This window comes from Janthinobacterium sp. UMAB-56, assembly GCF_900095265.1.
Classification (GTDB): Bacteria; Pseudomonadota; Gammaproteobacteria; order Burkholderiales; family Burkholderiaceae_D; genus Janthinobacterium.
Window position 1 is genome coordinate 483,563 of sequence record NZ_LT607653.1, and the last position, 15,456, is coordinate 499,018.

Annotated in this window: 17 protein-coding genes; 8 read left to right on the plus strand and 9 right to left on the minus strand. The window is 61.4% G+C overall.

The annotated features are described in order from the left end of the window. A partial coding sequence (locus tag K0F85_RS08115; RefSeq protein ID WP_219115524.1) for a hypothetical protein occupies window positions 1-281 on the minus strand: 281 nt, incomplete at its 3' end. Between the two features lie 253 nt (window positions 282-534). On the opposite strand from K0F85_RS08115, the gene K0F85_RS08120 reads away from it, so the two are divergent. Continuing rightward, on the plus strand, window positions 535-1,068 hold the full coding sequence (locus tag K0F85_RS08120) for a YggT family protein (RefSeq protein ID WP_257572609.1): 534 nt from the start codon (window positions 535-537) through the stop codon (window positions 1,066-1,068). A 49-nt stretch (window positions 1,069-1,117) separates the two neighbouring features. Here the strand turns inward: K0F85_RS08120 and K0F85_RS08125 are convergent, their stop codons facing one another. The 8 genes from K0F85_RS08125 to K0F85_RS08160 form a co-directional block, all read right to left on the minus strand. Next, window positions 1,118-2,056 carry a carbohydrate kinase family protein gene (locus tag K0F85_RS08125; RefSeq protein WP_219115525.1) on the minus strand — a complete coding sequence of 313 codons (939 nt, stop codon included), beginning with the start codon at window positions 2,054-2,056 and terminating at the stop codon, window positions 1,118-1,120. A gap of 11 nt (window positions 2,057-2,067) precedes the next feature. Continuing rightward, complete coding sequence (locus K0F85_RS08130; protein ID WP_219115526.1) at window positions 2,068-3,342, minus strand: DUF3426 domain-containing protein; 1,275 nt, start codon at window positions 3,340-3,342, stop codon at window positions 2,068-2,070. An 8-nt stretch (window positions 3,343-3,350) separates the two neighbouring features. Continuing rightward, a complete protein-coding gene (gene prmA, locus K0F85_RS08135; RefSeq protein ID WP_219115527.1) occupies window positions 3,351-4,295 on the minus strand; it encodes a 50S ribosomal protein L11 methyltransferase in 945 nt (314 codons plus the stop codon). Beyond that, window positions 4,292-5,707 (minus strand): acetyl-CoA carboxylase biotin carboxylase subunit, encoded by a 1,416-nt coding sequence (gene accC / locus K0F85_RS08140; RefSeq protein ID WP_034746622.1) that lies wholly within the window; start codon window positions 5,705-5,707, stop codon window positions 4,292-4,294. The genes prmA and accC overlap by 4 nt, the downstream gene beginning before the upstream one ends. 101 nt (window positions 5,708-5,808) lie before the next feature. After that, a complete protein-coding gene (gene accB, locus K0F85_RS08145) occupies window positions 5,809-6,273 on the minus strand; it encodes an acetyl-CoA carboxylase biotin carboxyl carrier protein (RefSeq protein ID WP_046684231.1) in 465 nt (154 codons plus the stop codon). A 90-nt stretch (window positions 6,274-6,363) separates the two neighbouring features. Further along, window positions 6,364-6,801, minus strand: coding sequence for a type II 3-dehydroquinate dehydratase (gene aroQ, locus K0F85_RS08150; protein WP_219115528.1), 438 nt, complete (start codon window positions 6,799-6,801; stop codon window positions 6,364-6,366). A gap of 82 nt (window positions 6,802-6,883) precedes the next feature. Next, the gene (locus K0F85_RS08155) at window positions 6,884-7,435 is read right to left on the minus strand and encodes a TlpA disulfide reductase family protein (protein ID WP_219115529.1); all 552 of its coding nucleotides are present in this window, start codon (window positions 7,433-7,435) and stop codon (window positions 6,884-6,886) included. Between the two features lie 19 nt (window positions 7,436-7,454). Further along, window positions 7,455-8,093, minus strand: coding sequence for a hypothetical protein (locus tag K0F85_RS08160; protein WP_219115530.1), 639 nt, complete (start codon window positions 8,091-8,093; stop codon window positions 7,455-7,457). Window positions 8,094-8,208: 115 nt separating this feature from the next. On the opposite strand from K0F85_RS08160, the gene mpl reads away from it, so the two are divergent. The 7 genes from mpl (at window position 8,209) to mtgA (ending at window position 15,430) form a co-directional block, all read left to right on the plus strand. Continuing rightward, a complete protein-coding gene (mpl, locus tag K0F85_RS08165; protein ID WP_219115531.1) occupies window positions 8,209-9,585 on the plus strand; it encodes a UDP-N-acetylmuramate:L-alanyl-gamma-D-glutamyl-meso-diaminopimelate ligase in 1,377 nt (458 codons plus the stop codon). Then, a complete protein-coding gene (locus K0F85_RS08170) occupies window positions 9,582-10,166 on the plus strand; it encodes a YqiA/YcfP family alpha/beta fold hydrolase (protein WP_219115532.1) in 585 nt (194 codons plus the stop codon). The genes mpl and K0F85_RS08170 overlap by 4 nt, the downstream gene beginning before the upstream one ends. After that, complete coding sequence (locus tag K0F85_RS08175; protein ID WP_219115533.1) at window positions 10,163-10,777, plus strand: chorismate lyase; 615 nt, start codon at window positions 10,163-10,165, stop codon at window positions 10,775-10,777. Before K0F85_RS08170 ends, K0F85_RS08175 begins: the two co-directional genes overlap by 4 nt. A 2-nt stretch (window positions 10,778-10,779) precedes the next feature. Continuing rightward, a complete protein-coding gene (locus K0F85_RS08180; RefSeq protein ID WP_219115534.1) occupies window positions 10,780-12,867 on the plus strand; it encodes a ribonuclease catalytic domain-containing protein in 2,088 nt (695 codons plus the stop codon). Window positions 12,868-13,005: 138 nt separating this feature from the next. Then, window positions 13,006-13,863 carry an energy transducer TonB gene (locus K0F85_RS08185; protein ID WP_219115627.1) on the plus strand — a complete coding sequence of 286 codons (858 nt, stop codon included), beginning with the start codon at window positions 13,006-13,008 and terminating at the stop codon, window positions 13,861-13,863. A gap of 11 nt (window positions 13,864-13,874) precedes the next feature. Continuing rightward, window positions 13,875-14,702 (plus strand): shikimate dehydrogenase, encoded by an 828-nt coding sequence (gene aroE, locus K0F85_RS08190; protein WP_219115628.1) that lies wholly within the window; start codon window positions 13,875-13,877, stop codon window positions 14,700-14,702. Next, the gene (gene mtgA / locus K0F85_RS08195) at window positions 14,684-15,430 is read left to right on the plus strand and encodes a monofunctional biosynthetic peptidoglycan transglycosylase (RefSeq protein ID WP_374198655.1); all 747 of its coding nucleotides are present in this window, start codon (window positions 14,684-14,686) and stop codon (window positions 15,428-15,430) included. The genes aroE and mtgA overlap by 19 nt, the downstream gene beginning before the upstream one ends. Window positions 15,431-15,456: the final 26 nt, after the last annotated feature.

Here is a 15,456-nt window from a genome sequence, read left to right on the forward strand (position 1 = left end):
GCCAGCAGCGAAAGTCGCAGCCAAGCCGGCAGCCAAAGCAATAGCGAAACCTGCAGCCAAGCCAGCGGCCAAGGTAGCGGCGAAGCCAGCAGCCAAAGCAGCAGCAAAACCTGCGGCCAAAGCAGCAGCGAAACCTGCAGCCAAGCCAGCGGCCAAGGTAGTCGCGAAGCCAGCAGCAAAAGCGGCAGCCAAGCCAGCAGCGAAAGCAGCAGCGAAACCCGCCGCCAAGCCAGCCGCAGCGCCAGTCGTGGCAGCCGCACCGGCAGCAGCCCCAGCGGCACCAGCCGCCGTGGCCGCCAAGCCAGCAGCCAAGAAGGCCGCGCCTAAAAAGGCCGCACCGAAGAAGGCAGCTCCTGTCGCCAAACCATCGGCACCTATCGCACCTGTAGCAAAAACCGTGTTGGCACCGGCTGCAGCCTGGCCATTCCCAACCAGCACCCGCCCATCGTAATTGCAACGATACGGGTGCCTGGATGAGGCAACACGCCGCTGTGTGACTCAATCACACAGCGGTTTTTTTTTGGAGAATTAGTCGTGCTGATCGTTATCCTTACATTGATCGTTGATACCATCGCCACCCTGCTGGGCGGCGTGTTGCTGCTGCGCTTCTGGATGCAGGCGGTGCGCGTGCGGCCGCCCTCGTCGGTGGCGCAATTCACGTTTCAATTGTCCGACTGGCTGGTGCGCCCCCTGCGCCGCGTGGTGCCGGGCGTGGGCGGGTATGACTGGGCCAGCCTGATCGGCGCCTTCCTGATCGTGCTGCTGGCCAGTTCGCTCCTGTTTATTTCCGGCGCTCCCGTCGAAGTAGTGCTGCTCAAGTCGCTGCAACGCTTCCTGCAATGGATACTCTACGGTTTCATGGCCTTGCTGATCATCGAAGCTATCTTCAGCTGGGTCAACCCGCATGCGCCGCTGGCGCCGTTTGTACGGGCCCTGAACGAGCCGCTGCTGCGTCCGATCCGCAAGGTCGTACCGCTGGTCGGCAGCCTGGACCTGTCGCTGCTGGTGGCGCTGATCCTGCTGCAGATCGCGCAGGTGCTGGTGGGGATGATTATTGTGCTGAGGTAAAGCGGGAAGGTCGGCCTGGCGCTGGCGCGCGAGCCGACCGGACTACCTGTTAATAGCGGTAGCCGAACGCCGCTTCGAACTGATCGGCGATGCTTTCTGGCGTAAACACATGGTTTTGCGCGCCCTGGGTGGCGATCTTGATGGCGCCCAGCAGGCTGGCCAGGCGGCCGCTGGTTTCCCAGCCCAGGTCGTTGGTGATGCCGAACAGCAAGCCTGCACGGTAGGCGTCGCCGCAGCCGGTCGGGTCCAGCACTTCCTTTGCGGCCACGACAGGAATGTCGATGCGCTTGCTGTCCGTATAAATTTCCGAGCCCTTTTCACCACGCGTGACGATCAGCGCTTCCAGGCGGCTGGCGATGTCAGGCAGGCTCAAGCCCGTGCGCTCCATTAACATTTCCATTTCATAGTCGTTGGCCGACACATACGTGGCTTTGTTGATGAAGTCGATCAACTGTTCGCCATTGAAACGTGGCAACTGTTGACCCGGGTCGAACATGAAGGGGATGCCCAGCTCGGCCAGGTCCGCAGCGTGCTTGAGCATGCCCTGGTCGCCATCCGGCGAGATGATGGCGACCCTGGCCGGGCCTGCATTGGCGATCGGGTTTTCATGCGCAAACGACATGGCGCCCGGGTGGAAGGCATTAATCTGGTTGTTGTCCGCATCGGCCGTGACGAAGCACTGCGCGTTGTAGCTGTCGGCCTTGATCAGAATGTTGGCGGTGGAAATGCCCAGCTTTTGCAGGCGCTCCAGGTAGGCGGCGCTATCTTGCCCCATGACGCCGACGATGCGCGGGTCGCCGCCCAGCATTTTCAGGCTGTAGGCGATGTTGCCCGAGCAACCGCCGAACTCGGTACGCATGGTGGGCACGAGGAAGGAGACATTCACCTTGTGCAACTGGTCGGCCAGCAGGGATTCGCCGAAGCGGCCGGGAAATTGCATGATGGTGTCGGTGGCAAGCGAGCCGCAGATCAGCGATGTTTTGGTCATGATAGTGTCGGTTAAGGGTAAAAGATGGCGATATGGTAGCCAGACGCCGTGAGCTGGTCTAATGCAAAATACAGTTTGATGGTTTGTTCCGAGCGCGGCGCAAACCCCTTGCTCACGTCGATAGTGACCGGCAGGTAGTCGCGCGGCGCGATTACGCGGCGCAACAGCGGCTTGTCGTTGGCGTCGTTGAGTATCAGTTCAATGCTGGGCCAGGCTTGCACGCTGCGGCTCTGGTTGCGCAGCAGCGAGACGTAGGAAAAGGTCTGTTCCTTGAGGGTTTGCAATTCCCCCTGTTCGATGGCCAGCGCCTCGATCTGCGCCGGCAAGTCGACCTGGCAGCCACTGACCTTGCACAGCGCGACCAGGGTCGGCTTCCACTGCGGAAACTGCGCCGCCAGCGGGTTGCGGAAGGTAGTCATCACTTGCAGCAATAATAAAAGCAGCAGCACCACCGAGCCGGCGGCCATGGCCGCGCGCAAGGCCTTGCCACTCTGTTCGCGGCGCCGGCCCTGGGTGACGAAGGCCGGCTCATCATCGGCTGGCGGCAGGACGGGGTTTTCCTGATCCTCGGCGGGATCCGGCGCAATGGGGGCGGCGGGCAGCGGCGTGAACGCATGCTCGGCCAGCGTGGGTTCGCGGCGCGCGGGCGCACGCTTGTCCAGGCTGACTTTTTCCATCGCAGGCAATGCCGGCGCTACCCCGGCTGCCACCGCTTCCAGGCTCGGTTCGCGGCGGCTATCGCGCAAATACGTGGCGAAGGCGGGCGCCTCTTCGACCTGGCGCCGCCTGAAGGGCGCCATCGGCTGGGGCAAGGGCGGTTCGGGCGATTCTACCGGTGTTTCTTCAGTTGGTTCAGTTGGTTCAGTTGGTTCAGTTGGTTCGGGCGCTGCGGCAGCAGGCGCGGCGGCCAGCGCCTCGTCGGGCAGGACCACGTCGAGGTCCAGCTCGATGTGCTCGCCATCGTCTTCGTCATCCTTGAGCTGCGCCGTTTCCGGCAAGATGCCGAACGGATCGAACGAGGTGTCGAAGTCGAGGGAATAGATGGGTTCGTCGTCCGTGGCGGACGGCAGGCTGTTGTCGGCCGGGTAACTGGTCGACTGGGGGGCGGCAGCGCCGGGGGCGGATGTTAAAAACGGCGATGCCGCAGCCGGATCGACCAGCGCGGCATTGCCGTCAAACACTTCCCTGCACGTGCCACAGCGCACGATGCCCCCACGTAACTTCAACTGGTCAGCAGCGACCCGAAATATCGTGTTGCAATGGGGGCATTTGGTGGCGAGGGCCATTGCTGTGCTTATGCACCTTCCGCGCGGGGCGCAGGCGCTTGCGTGCTGCCCAGGCGGCCATGCAGGGCCACCCAGCCATCTTGCTCGGCCCAGACACCCAGTTCGATGAACGGTGCGTAGGCAGCAGCGACTTCTTCCGCCTGGCGTGCCAGCACGCCGGACAGGATCAGGGCGCCGCCGTCGGCGACGCGACCCGACAACATCGGCGCCATCAGCTTCAATGGGCTCGACAGGATGTTGGCGACGACGATGTCAAATTTCGCCGTGGCGTGTGCCGAAGTGGCAAACGTGTCTGGCAAGAAATATTCGATGTCGCACTGGTTGCGTGCGGCATTGTCGCCAGCCGATTCGATGGCTTGCGGGTCGATATCGACGCCGGCGACTGTTTGCGCGCCGAGTTTCTTGGCCACCATGGCCAGGATGCCGGAGCCGCAACCGTAGTCGAGCACGGTCTTGCCGGGGGCGGGATTGGCTTCCAGCCATTCCATGCACAGGCGCGTGGTCGGATGGCTGCCCGTGCCGAAGGCCAGGCCCGGGTCCAGTTCCAGGATCAGGCCAGCAGGATCTGGTGCCTCGTGCCAGCTGGGCACGACCCAGATATTCTTGCCGATGTGAATCGGCGCGAATTGCGACTGGGTCAAACGCACCCAATCCTGTTCTTCCACGGGGCGCATGGTAAAGGCAGGAACTTCCGCCATGCCGACCGCTTGAGCAGCGGCGGCCACGATGGCGGCCTGGTCGGCGTCGACGTCGGTCAGCGCCACCACGCGGCTGCGTTCCCACGCCGCTTCCTTCGGTTCCATGCCGGGTTCGCCAAACAAGGGCTGCTCGGCATCCGTGCCTTCATCGGCGTCTTCCACCGAGACCGACAGGGCGCCCGCTTCCATCAACGCGTCGGACATGGCCTCGGCGTTGTCACGGGCGATTTCGATGACGATTTCCGTCCAGCTCATGCGCCCGCCTTGATTTCGGATTTCTTGGCGATGCTGGGGCTGCCGCCATTCAGGTTCTTGCCCAGGTCCGGCATGTCGGCCAGTTTCTGTTCCAGATAGTGAATGTTGGTGCCGCCTTCGATGAAGCGCGCGTCGATCATCAGTTCGCGGTGCAGGGCGATATTCGTGTTGATGCCTTCGACCACCATTTCGGACAGGGCGATCTGCATGCGGCGTATGGCTTGCTCGCGCGTAGCGCCGTAAGCGATCACTTTGCCGATCATCGAGTCATAGTGGGGCGGCACGTAATAGCCGGCGTAGGCGTGCGAGTCGACGCGGATGCCAGGGCCGCCCGGCGCATGCCAGGACACGATCTTGCCTGGCGATGGCGTGAACTTGAAAGGATCTTCGGCATTGATGCGGCACTCGATGGCGTGGCCCGACAGCAAGACGTCGCGCTGGCGGAAACGCAGTTTCTCGCCAGCGGCGATGCGGATCTGTTCTTGCACGATGTCGATGCCGGTGATCATCTCGGTAACCGGATGTTCCACTTGCACGCGGGTATTCATTTCAATGAAATAGAACTCGCCGTTTTCGTACAGGAATTCAAACGTGCCGGCGCCGCGGTAACCGATCTTGCGGCACGCTTCGGCGCAACGGTCGCCAATTTTCTCGATCAGTTTGCGCGGGATGCCGGGCGCTGGTGCTTCTTCGATGACTTTCTGGTGGCGGCGCTGCATGGAGCAGTCGCGCTCGCCCAGCCAGACGGCGTTCTTGTGTTCGTCGGCGAGGATCTGGATTTCCACGTGGCGCGGATTTTCCAGGTACTTCTCCATATACACTTCAGGGTTGCCGAAGGCCGTGCCGGCTTCCGTCTTGGTCATCGCCACGGCGTTGATCAGGGCCGCTTCCGTGTGCACCACGCGCATGCCGCGTCCGCCACCGCCACCGGCAGCCTTGATGATGACCGGATAGCCGATCTTGCGGGCAATTTGCACGATCGCTTTCGGATCGTCCGGCAATGCACCTTCCGAGCCGGGCACGCACGGTACGCCAGCCTTGATCATGGTTTGCTTGGCCGACACTTTGTCGCCCATCAAACGGATCGATTCGGAGCGGGGGCCGATGAAGACGAAGCCCGATTTTTCGACGCGTTCGGCAAAGTCGGCGTTTTCCGACAGGAAGCCATAGCCTGGGTGAATCGCTTGCGCGTCCGTCACTTCAGCGGCGCTAATGATGGCCGGCATGTTCAGGTAGCTCAGGGACGACTGGGCCGGGCCGATACAAACGGATTCGTCGGCCAGCTTGACGTATTTCGCGTCCTTGTCGGCTTCGGAGTGGACTACAACCGTTTTAATGCCCATTTCGCGGCAGGCGCGCTGAATACGGAGGGCAATTTCACCACGGTTGGCAATCAGGATTTTTTCAAACATGGTAGGTTCGCGTATGTCTGTGAGAGCCGGCGAGCCGGCGAAACAACAAGTGTGAGGGGCTAAAACTGCAAACGGCCGTTGCCGGCCGTGTGGACTGGGTTTTAGCCGATCACAAACAAGGGTTGACCGAATTCGACCGGTTGGCCGTTTTCGACCAGGATCTGGGTCACGACACCGGCTTTATCGGAGTCGATTTCATTGAGCAGCTTCATCGCTTCGATGATGCACAGGGTATCACCTTCCTTGACGGTAGAGCCCACTTCTACATAGGCGGCGCTGCCGGGAGCGGAGGAACGGTAGAAGGTGCCGACCATGGGCGACTTGACCACATAGCCCGTTGGCTCTGCGGCGACCACGACGGCAGCTGCCGCAGCGGGGGCGGCGGCTGGCGCGGCTGGCTGGTATTGGGCTTGCATGCCTTGCGGCTGCATCATGACCATCTGGTTTTGCGGCATGGCCGACGATTTGACGATGCGAACCTTGCTTTCGCCTTCGGTAACTTCCAGCTCTGCGATATCCGATTCGGCGACCAGGTCGATCAAGGTCTTGAGTTTTCGTAGATCCATGTAAAACCCCTAGGAATGTAGTTTGTTTTATGAGTGATGCGGTGATGTCCAGAACCTATCGCCGCGCTAAATGCGTGCAGATCGCGTAGATTAACGTTTTTTAAGCGCGAAGTCGATGGCAAACCGATATCCATCGAGTCCCAGGCCGCAGATCGTCCCCTGCGCGATCGCGCTGAGAAATGAGTGATGTCGAAACGTTTCGCGTTGATAAATATTCGAGATATGGACTTCCACGAACGGGATGGCGACCCCGGCCAGCGCATCGCGCAAGGCAACGCTGGTATGGGTCAGGCCGCCCGGATTGATGACGATGGCATCGATCCCTTCCGCTCGCGCGGCATGGATGCGGTCGATCAGCGCGCCTTCATGGTTGCTTTGAAAGCAGACCAGGTCGGCACCGGCCGCCATGGCTTGCGCCATTGCTGCCTGCTCGATATCGGCCAAGGTGCTGGCGCCGTAGACCTCAGGCTCGCGCGTTCCCAGCAAATTCAGGTTGGGACCGTTGAGCAGAAGGAGGTTTTTTGCCATGTATGGAAGACCGTTTTAGCGAAAGTTCCGCATTTTGCCGCCAAAGATACGCATTGGCAAGAGAAAAAAGCACGCTCCGAATTTACAATTTATCCAGGTCGGCGCGCAACTGATCAAATTTCAAGCGACCCAGATAGGTCTTTTTGACTTCGCCATCGGCACCGATCAGCACCGTGAAGGGCAAACCGCCCGTGGCATTGCCAAAATGGCGCGACAGGTCGGTGCCGCTCATGCCCGAGACATACACGGGATAGGCGATCTTGAACTTGCTGGCAAAAGTGGAAATATTGCTGGCCGAATCGATGCCGATGCCGATCACCTGCAGGTTTTTCGCCGCATACTGGCCTTGTACTTCGGATAACTCCGGCATTTCTTCCACGCAAGGCGGGCACCACGGCGCCCAGAAATTGACCAGCAAATTCTTGCCTTTCCATTGCGACAAAGCTTGCGTGGCACCCGCCGCGTCCGGCAGCGACAGTGCATATAGTTCGTTGACGGGACCCGTCGCGCCTGGCGCGATGGTGGTCGTCAGCGGCCCCGCTTTTTCCTTCTCTTTATGCATGCCCACGTAGGCGCCCATGCCGCCAAACATCAGGGCGACTACGGCACAGGCGATCCAATTCTTTTTTGTCATAACTTTATCTATATCAATGTTAGTCGGCAGCCGGTGCGCCATCGGCGAGGCTGGCGGCCAGCAGGCTGCGCAGCCCGGCGATGTCGGTGCGCAGCACTTTCCCGTCCGCCTTGGCTTTCAGCGCGCCGCGCCTGTCGTCGAGCTCATACATGGCCGCGTGCACGCCTTCGTTTTTCCACAAGAAACTGGCTGTCTCGACCGCATCATAACGCGCTCCCTTGAAATGCGGGCTTTCCGACATGTCGAGCACGACATTTTTATTCAGCAGGAAGATGTGGATCTCCTTGGCGCTCTCGGCAAACAACTGCAAATAGATTTCGTCGTGGGTGCCGGCCGTGCCATTGAGCACGGGCCCGCTGAGCAGGGGCTGAAATTGTTGCAACGCTTCCATGACCTGCAGCGCAATCGTGCGCAGCTGGAACAGCCGTGCCGGCTGGCTGTCTGCCAGGAACAGGGCATGGTATTGCCGCACCTGCTCTTCGATCATGTCGTTGTCAGGCAGTATGTTGGGCCGCTGCGGCGCGTCGCCCAGCACCTGCCGCGCCGCCTTGCGCTTGGCGCTGCCATAGTCGGCGCCATCCTGCGCCACCAGGCGCGCGGCAGTTACGGCGATTTCCAGGCGCCACTGCGCGCTATCGTCAAATGCATCGTTTGTCATGAGCGAGATGATACTCCGAAGCGGAAAAAGTCATGGCGTCAGGTAAAATCCTGCACTTGCTCTTTTTTATCTCACCGTCTTACTTACTTAAGCGTGCACCTTTCGCACTGATCACATGCATATTCATATTCTCGGCATTTGCGGTACCTTCATGGGCGGCCTGGCTGTCCTGGCCAAGGAAGCCGGCCATAAAGTCACCGGTTGCGATAGCAACGTCTATCCGCCGATGAGCACCCAGCTGGAATCGCAAGGCATCGAACTGATACAGGGGTTTGATCCTGAACAGACCAAGCTGAACCCGGATTTGTATGTGATTGGCAATGTGGTCTCGCGCGGCAACCCCCTGGTGGAAGAAATCCTCAATCGCAGCCTGCCGTATGTCTCCGGCCCGCAGTGGATCGGTGAACATATCTTGCGCAATCGGTGGGTACTGGCCGTGGCCGGCACGCATGGCAAAACGACCACGTCGGCCATGCTGGCCTGGATACTCGAAGACGCAGGCTATGCGCCGGGCTTCCTGATCGGCGGCGTGCCGATGAACTTTGGTATTTCCGCGCGCCTGTCCGGCATGATCGATGGCAAGAGCGTCGATTCGGACTTCTTCATCATCGAAGCCGACGAATACGACACGGCCTTCTTCGACAAGCGCAGCAAGTTCGTGCACTACCACGCGAAGACGGCCATCATGAATAACCTGGAATACGATCACGCCGACATCTTCCCCGATCTGCATGCGATCGAGACGCAATTCCACCATCTGGTGCGTACCGTGCCCGGCATTGGTCGCCTGGTGTTCAATGGCGATGAAGCGTCGCTGCAGCGCGTGCTGGCGCGCGGTTGCTGGAGTGAAAAGGAAAGTTTTGGCCAGGATGCCGACTGGCAACTCCAAGAGCAGGTCGATGGCAACTTCGACGTGTTCTTCAATGGAAAGCAGGAAGGCCATGTGGCGTGGGCGCTCACGGGCAAGCACAACCGCAGCAATGCGCTGGCGGCCATCGCCGCCGCGCGCCACGTGGGCGTGCCCATTGCCCAGGCCTGCGCCGCGCTGGCCACGTTCGAGAGCGTCAAGCGCCGCATGGAAGTGCGCGGCGTGGTCAACAACATTACCGTGTACGACGATTTCGCGCATCACCCGACGGCCATTGCCACCACGGTGGGCGGGCTGCGTCAAAAAATCGGCAGCAGCGCCCGCATCCTGGCCGTGCTGGAACCGCGTTCGAACACCATGAAGCTGGGCGCCATGAAAGATGCGCTGCCGGGCAGCCTCAAGGATGCCGACCTGGTCTTCGGTTTCGGCAGCCATGCCGCGCTGGGCTGGAGCCTGGGTGACGCGCTGGCGCCGCTGGGCAAGATGGCCAGCGCCTATGAAGACATCGATGCCTTGGTAGCGGCCGTGGCAGCAAGCGCCCGTCCCGGCGACCAGATCGTGGTCATGAGCAACGGCGGCTTTGGCGGCGTGCACCAGAAATTGCTGGAGGCGCTGGGCCGATGATTCTGTACCTGCACGGATTCCGCTCGTCGCCGCTGTCGATGAAGTCGCGCCTGCTGGCCGCGCAGATGCAGGCGCTGGGCCGCGAAGCACAGTGGCTGTGCCCGCAATTGCCGGCCTCGCCCAAGCTGGCCATCGCGCTGGCCCTGTCGCTGGTCAAGGACGTGGCGCCCGCCGAACTGACGATTATCGGCTCGTCCTTGGGCGGCTATTACGCCACCTGGCTGGCCGAGCAGCTCGGTTGCCGCGCCGTGCTGCTCAATCCCGCCATCGTGCCCCTGATCGACCTGGAACAGCATGTGGGCGTGACGACCGCGTTCCATTCGGACCAGCCATTCGAGTTCAAGCGCGAATACATAGCCGAGCTGGGAACCTTTGCTGTAGAGAAAATTACTGAACCGCAACGTTACTTCCTGATCGCCGCCACCGGCGACGAAGTGCTCGACTACCGCGACATGGTGGCGCATTATCAGGGGGCGCAACAGTGCGTCATCGATGGCAGCGACCATGGCATCAGCGAATTTGCCGCCTACCTGGCGCCCGTGCTGGCCTTTTGCGGCATCCCTGCGGACGCCGCACGGTGAGGCCGGGTTCGCTGCGCCAGGCGCAATGGCATGCGCACGTGAATGCCGTCAATGCGCCGCCGGCCTTGCGCCACTGGCTCACGGGCGGCGGTTCGCTGACGGCCAAGCTGAAAGCGCATAGCCAGGCATTTCGCGTGCAATGTTTGCACCAGGAAACGGCACGCTGTTTGAGCGACGAGGCCGCCATCATTGGTTTGCACCGTGCAGGCCGGGTGTGGGAACGCGAAGTGTTGTTGCGTTGTGATGACAGGCCGGCCGTATTTGGCCATACCGTCGTGCCCATGCAGGCGACGGCCACGGACTGGCCCCTGTTTTCCGCGCTGGGCGAGCGTTCGCTGGGCACGACCCTGTTTGGCGACCGCATGGTACGCCGCGGTACACTGGAATTCGCCCGCTTGCGCGCCGGCCACCCGCTGGTGCAGCGGGCGCAGGCGGCGCTGGCACTGGAAGGGCAGCGCGTCGATGACAAGTCGCCATTTTTCGCCCGCCGCTGCCTGTACCAGCGTCATCAGGGATTGCTGCTGGTAACAGAAGTATTTTTGCCGGCGGTGCTAGAGTTGACGTCCGTCACTCGCACCGTTGCAACCGACACCTTAATAAATAAAGCATAACAATGAATCTATTTTTTGAAGAATCCGGCGATTTCAAGGTCGGCACGGTCCTGTCGCAAGCGGGGGAAGCGTACCAGGTCGAAATGGCCAGCGGCAAGCGCACCAAGGTCAAGGTCAAGGATGTGCTGCTGCAGTATGAAAAGCCGGCCCCGGCCGAGCTGCTCGAGCAAGCCAAGGCTGTTGCGGCCGAGATCGACCTCGATTTCCTGTGGGAAGTGGCGGGCGAAGACGAGTTCGGCTTTGCCGAGCTGGGCGCCGAATATTTCGGCCACGCAGCGTTGCCGCCGGAAGCGGCCGGCCTGATACTGGCCCTGCATTCGGCGCCCGTGTATTTCTACAAGAAAGGCCGTGGCCGCTACAAGGCGGCGCCGGAAGCGTCGCTGAAGGCTGCCCTGGCCGGCATCGAAAAGAAAAAACAGCAGGCGCTGGTGCAGGCAAGTTATGTGGAAGAACTGAAGCAGAACCGCTTGCCTGCCTCGATGCAGCCCATGGTGCTGCAACTGCTGTTCAAGCCCGACAAGAACACCATCGAATACAAGGCGCTGGAAGCGGCTTGCACGGAATTGCACACGACGCCGCCGCGCCTGATGCTGGCTGCCGGTGGCATTGCTTCGCCGAAAGACTTGCACCTGTCGAAGTTCCTCTTTGAAAATTTCCCCAAGGGAGCCGGCTTCCCGAGCGTGCCCGTGCCTTCCGTGACAGCCAAGCTGCCGCTGGCCGACGTGGCCGCCTTCTCGATCGACGACGTGACCACGACCGAGATCGACGATGCCTTCTCCGTGCAGCCGTTGTCCGATGGCACCGTGAAAGTGGGTATTCACATCGCCGCACCGGGCCTGGGCATCCGCCCGGAAGACGTGATCGACAAGATGGCGCGCCAGCGCATGTCGACCGTCTACATGCCGGGCGACAAGATCACCATGCTGCCCGATGAAATCGTGAATGCTTTCACACTCGCGGAAGGCACGACATGCCCGGCCCTGTCGCTGTATGCCACCCTGGACCCGAAAGCGGACTGGGCCGTGGTCAGCACGCAGACGCGCGCCGAACTGGTGCCGATCGCCAGCAACTTGCGCCATAACCAGCTGGACGACCTGGTCAACGAGGAAACCCTGGCCAGCGGCGAAGGCGAGTATCCGCACAAGGCCGACTTCGCCGTGTTGTGGCAATGGGCGCAGCAGCTGGAGCAGGGCCGCATGAAGAAGCGTGAAGCGTTTGGCCTGAAGCCGGAACAGAATAACCGCGTCGATTTCAATTTCTATGTGGAAAATGACATCGTCACCGTGGCGCGCCGCAAGCGTGGCGCACCGCTGGACAAGATCGTCGCTGAACTGATGATCTTTGCCAACAGTACCTGGGGCAAGATGCTGCACGACCATGGCGTGCCGGGCATCTACCGCAGCCAGGGTGGCGGCAGCGGCAATAGCTGGGCGGCAAAGATGCAGGTGCGTATGGTCACCCATGCGGCGCCGCACCAGGGCCTGGGCGTGGATCAGTACGCGTGGAGCACCTCGCCCTTGCGCCGCTACACGGACCTCGTGAACCAGTGGCAAATCATCGCCTGCGCCGAGCATGGCGTGACGGCGCCGCTGGTGGCGCCATTCAAGCCACGCGACGCCAACCTGTTCGCCATCGTTTCGGCGTTTGACGCCGCGTATGCCGCGTATGGCGATTTCCAGTCGAACATGGAACGCTACTGGTGCTTGCGCTGGCTGCACCAGGAAAATGCACGCCAGGTCGATGCCGTGGTCTTGAAAGATGAAATCCTGCGCCTGGTCGACATTCCGCTGGTCATCAAGCTGCCGGGCATGCCATCGGTGGCGCGTGGCGCCCAGGTGAAACTGGACTTGCTGCGCTGGGATGAAGTCGACCTGAGCATCGAAGCGCGCCTGCTGGAAATCGCTGCCGCGCCGGATGTGGCGGCCGACGCCGAGCTCGGCTACGAAGAAGATGCTGGCGACGAAGGCGACGACGAGGGCGACGTGACGCCGGAAGCATCGCCGGAGGCAGCGAACCAGCTCAGCGACGCCGATGCGGAAGTGGCGGAACTGGCCAGCGAAGACGTGGTCAGCGAACCCGAGGTCAAGTAAGGCGCCCGTCAGGCCATACAGGCGGTGCTGAAAACTGTTGCCGGCACCGCCCTTTGACGTAGAATTCAGCCATCTTGTATCTTGTGCCTGTTGCGAACTGGGTTGCGCGTGAAGTCTTTCCGAGAGTATCGTTTCCTGATAATTGCCGTGGCGGTATCGTTGCTGGCGCATGGCGCCTTGCTGGCGATGCATTTTGTCGCCCCGGCCCCGCAGCGTGCCATCGCTACCGATCCCGGCCTGGAAGTGATCCTGGTCAACGCCAAGCATGCGAATAAACCGCTGAAGGCCGATGCCCTGGCGCAAGCCAACCTCGATGGCGGCGGGCAGGCAGACAAGGGTCGCGCCAAGTCGCCGCTGCCCGACATGCGCAAGGTGGAAGAGGGCGACAGCGTCAAGGCCAGCGCCCGGCGCATCGCCGAACTGGAGCAGAAACAGCAGGAATTGCTGACGCAGGCGGCCAGGGTAACGCCCTACAGCGCCGCGCCCGTCACGGAAAAGGACAAGCCCAACCCCCTGGCCAGCGGCTCGGACTTGATGGAAAGCAGCAAGGCCATCGCACGCATGGCGGCCGAGATCAGCCAGACCGTGGAAGACCAGAACAAGCGTCCCCGCAAGACCTTCATTACACCCAGCACGCAGGAGGTCGGCTATGCCATGTATTACAAGACCCTGCAAAAGCGCATCGAGGAAATCGGCACCCTGAATTTCCCGCAAAAGAATGGCCGCAAGATGTATGGCGAACTGGTGGTCTACATCCCCATCTTCCAGGACGGCACGATTTACCAGAAAGAGGGCGGTGCGCGCGTCGAGAAAAGCTCGGGCAATCCGGCGCTGGATGCGGCTGCCCTGGCCATCGTGCGCCGCGCGGCGCCGTTCGGCCGTTTTCCACCGAATATGTTGTCGAGTGACAAGGACGACCTGTGGGTGGTGATCACCCGCTTCAAATTTACGCGTGAAGAAAAAATGGAAGCTAACCTGACTGGCGGCAGCAATTGAACAAGCAAGAAATGAATCCCGATCAATATTGTGTCTTCGGCAATCCCATCGCCCACAGCAAGTCCCCCCTGATCCACGCCGCGTTTGCCCTGCAGACGGGCCAGCACATCGTCTACGAACGCCGGCTGGCGCCGCTCGATGGCTTTGCCCTGGCGGCCCGTACCTTTGCCGCCGAGGGCGGCAAGGGCGCGAACGTGACAGTGCCCTTTAAACTCGATGCGTGTGCGCTGGCCACCGTCCTGACGCCGCGCGCGCAGGCGGCTGGCGCCGTCAATACCCTGCGTTTCGATGGCGACATCATTCTTGGCGACAATACCGATGGCGCGGGCCTGGTGGCGGACATCGTGCGCAACGCGGGCGTGGCCATCGCCGGCAAGCGCATCCTGCTGCTGGGTGCGGGCGGTGCCGCGCGCGGCGTCGTGCTGCCCTTGCTGGAACAGGGGCCGCAGGAAATTTTCATTGCCAACCGCACCGTGGCCACGGCCGAGGCCCTGGTGGCGCAGTTTGCCGATGCGGCCAGTCATCCCGCTCAGCTGCGCGCCGGCGGCTACACGCAGGCTGATGGCGTCTTCGATATTGTCATCAATGCCACCTCGGCCAGCCTGGCGGGCGACTTGCCGCCCGTACCGTCCGCTATTTTCGGCAGCCACACCCTGGCGCTGGACATGATGTATGGTGCCGGGCCCACCGTCTTCATGGACTTTGCCGCCCAGCATGGCGCGCAGGTGCGCGACGGCCTGGGCATGCTGGTGGAGCAGGCAGCCGAAGCTTTTTACGTGTGGCGCGGCGTGCGGCCGCAGACGCAGGACTTGCTGGCGCAATTGCGGGGCAGCCTGTGAGCGCCGGCAAGAAGGGCGCGCGCAAAGGTGGTAGCGGCAAGCGCTACGGCTGGATCAAGTGGCTGTTCATCGTGCCCGTGCTGGCGTTTATCGTCGTGCAACTGTATTTCTTCCTGCAAATCTGGTGGTGGGTCGACCACAACCCGTCCAGCACAGCCTTCATGCGTGAACAGTTGTCTGTCTTGCAGGGAAAAAATCCCGACGCCACCATCCAGCAGACGTGGGTGCCGTACAACCGCATCTCGAACAACTTGAAACGGGCCATCATCGCCTCGGAAGATGCGAATTTTTCCGAACACGAAGGGGTGGACTGGGAAGCCTTGCAAAAGGCGTATGAGAAAAATAGCAAGAAGCAAAAGGTCGTGGCGGGCGGATCCACCATCACGCAGCAGTTGGCGAAGAATCTGTTCCTGTCCGGTTCGCGCAGCTATGTGCGCAAGGGCCAGGAACTGATCATCACGTATATGCTGGAAAGCCTGATGGAGAAGCAGCGCATTTTCGAGATTTATTTGAACGTGGTGGAATTTGGCACGGGCATCTTTGGCGCCGAAGCGGCCGCCCGTCACTATTACCATGTCAGCGCGGCAGGCCTGAGCGCGGCGCAGGCGGCGAAACTGGCCGTGATGCTGCCGAACCCCCGCTTTTACGACCGCCACCGCGACACCGGCTACCTGAACCGGCGTACGGGCGTCATCCTGCGCCGCATGGGGGCGGCGGAACTGCCTTGATGGCAGCGGGATTTGTTTTCATAAAA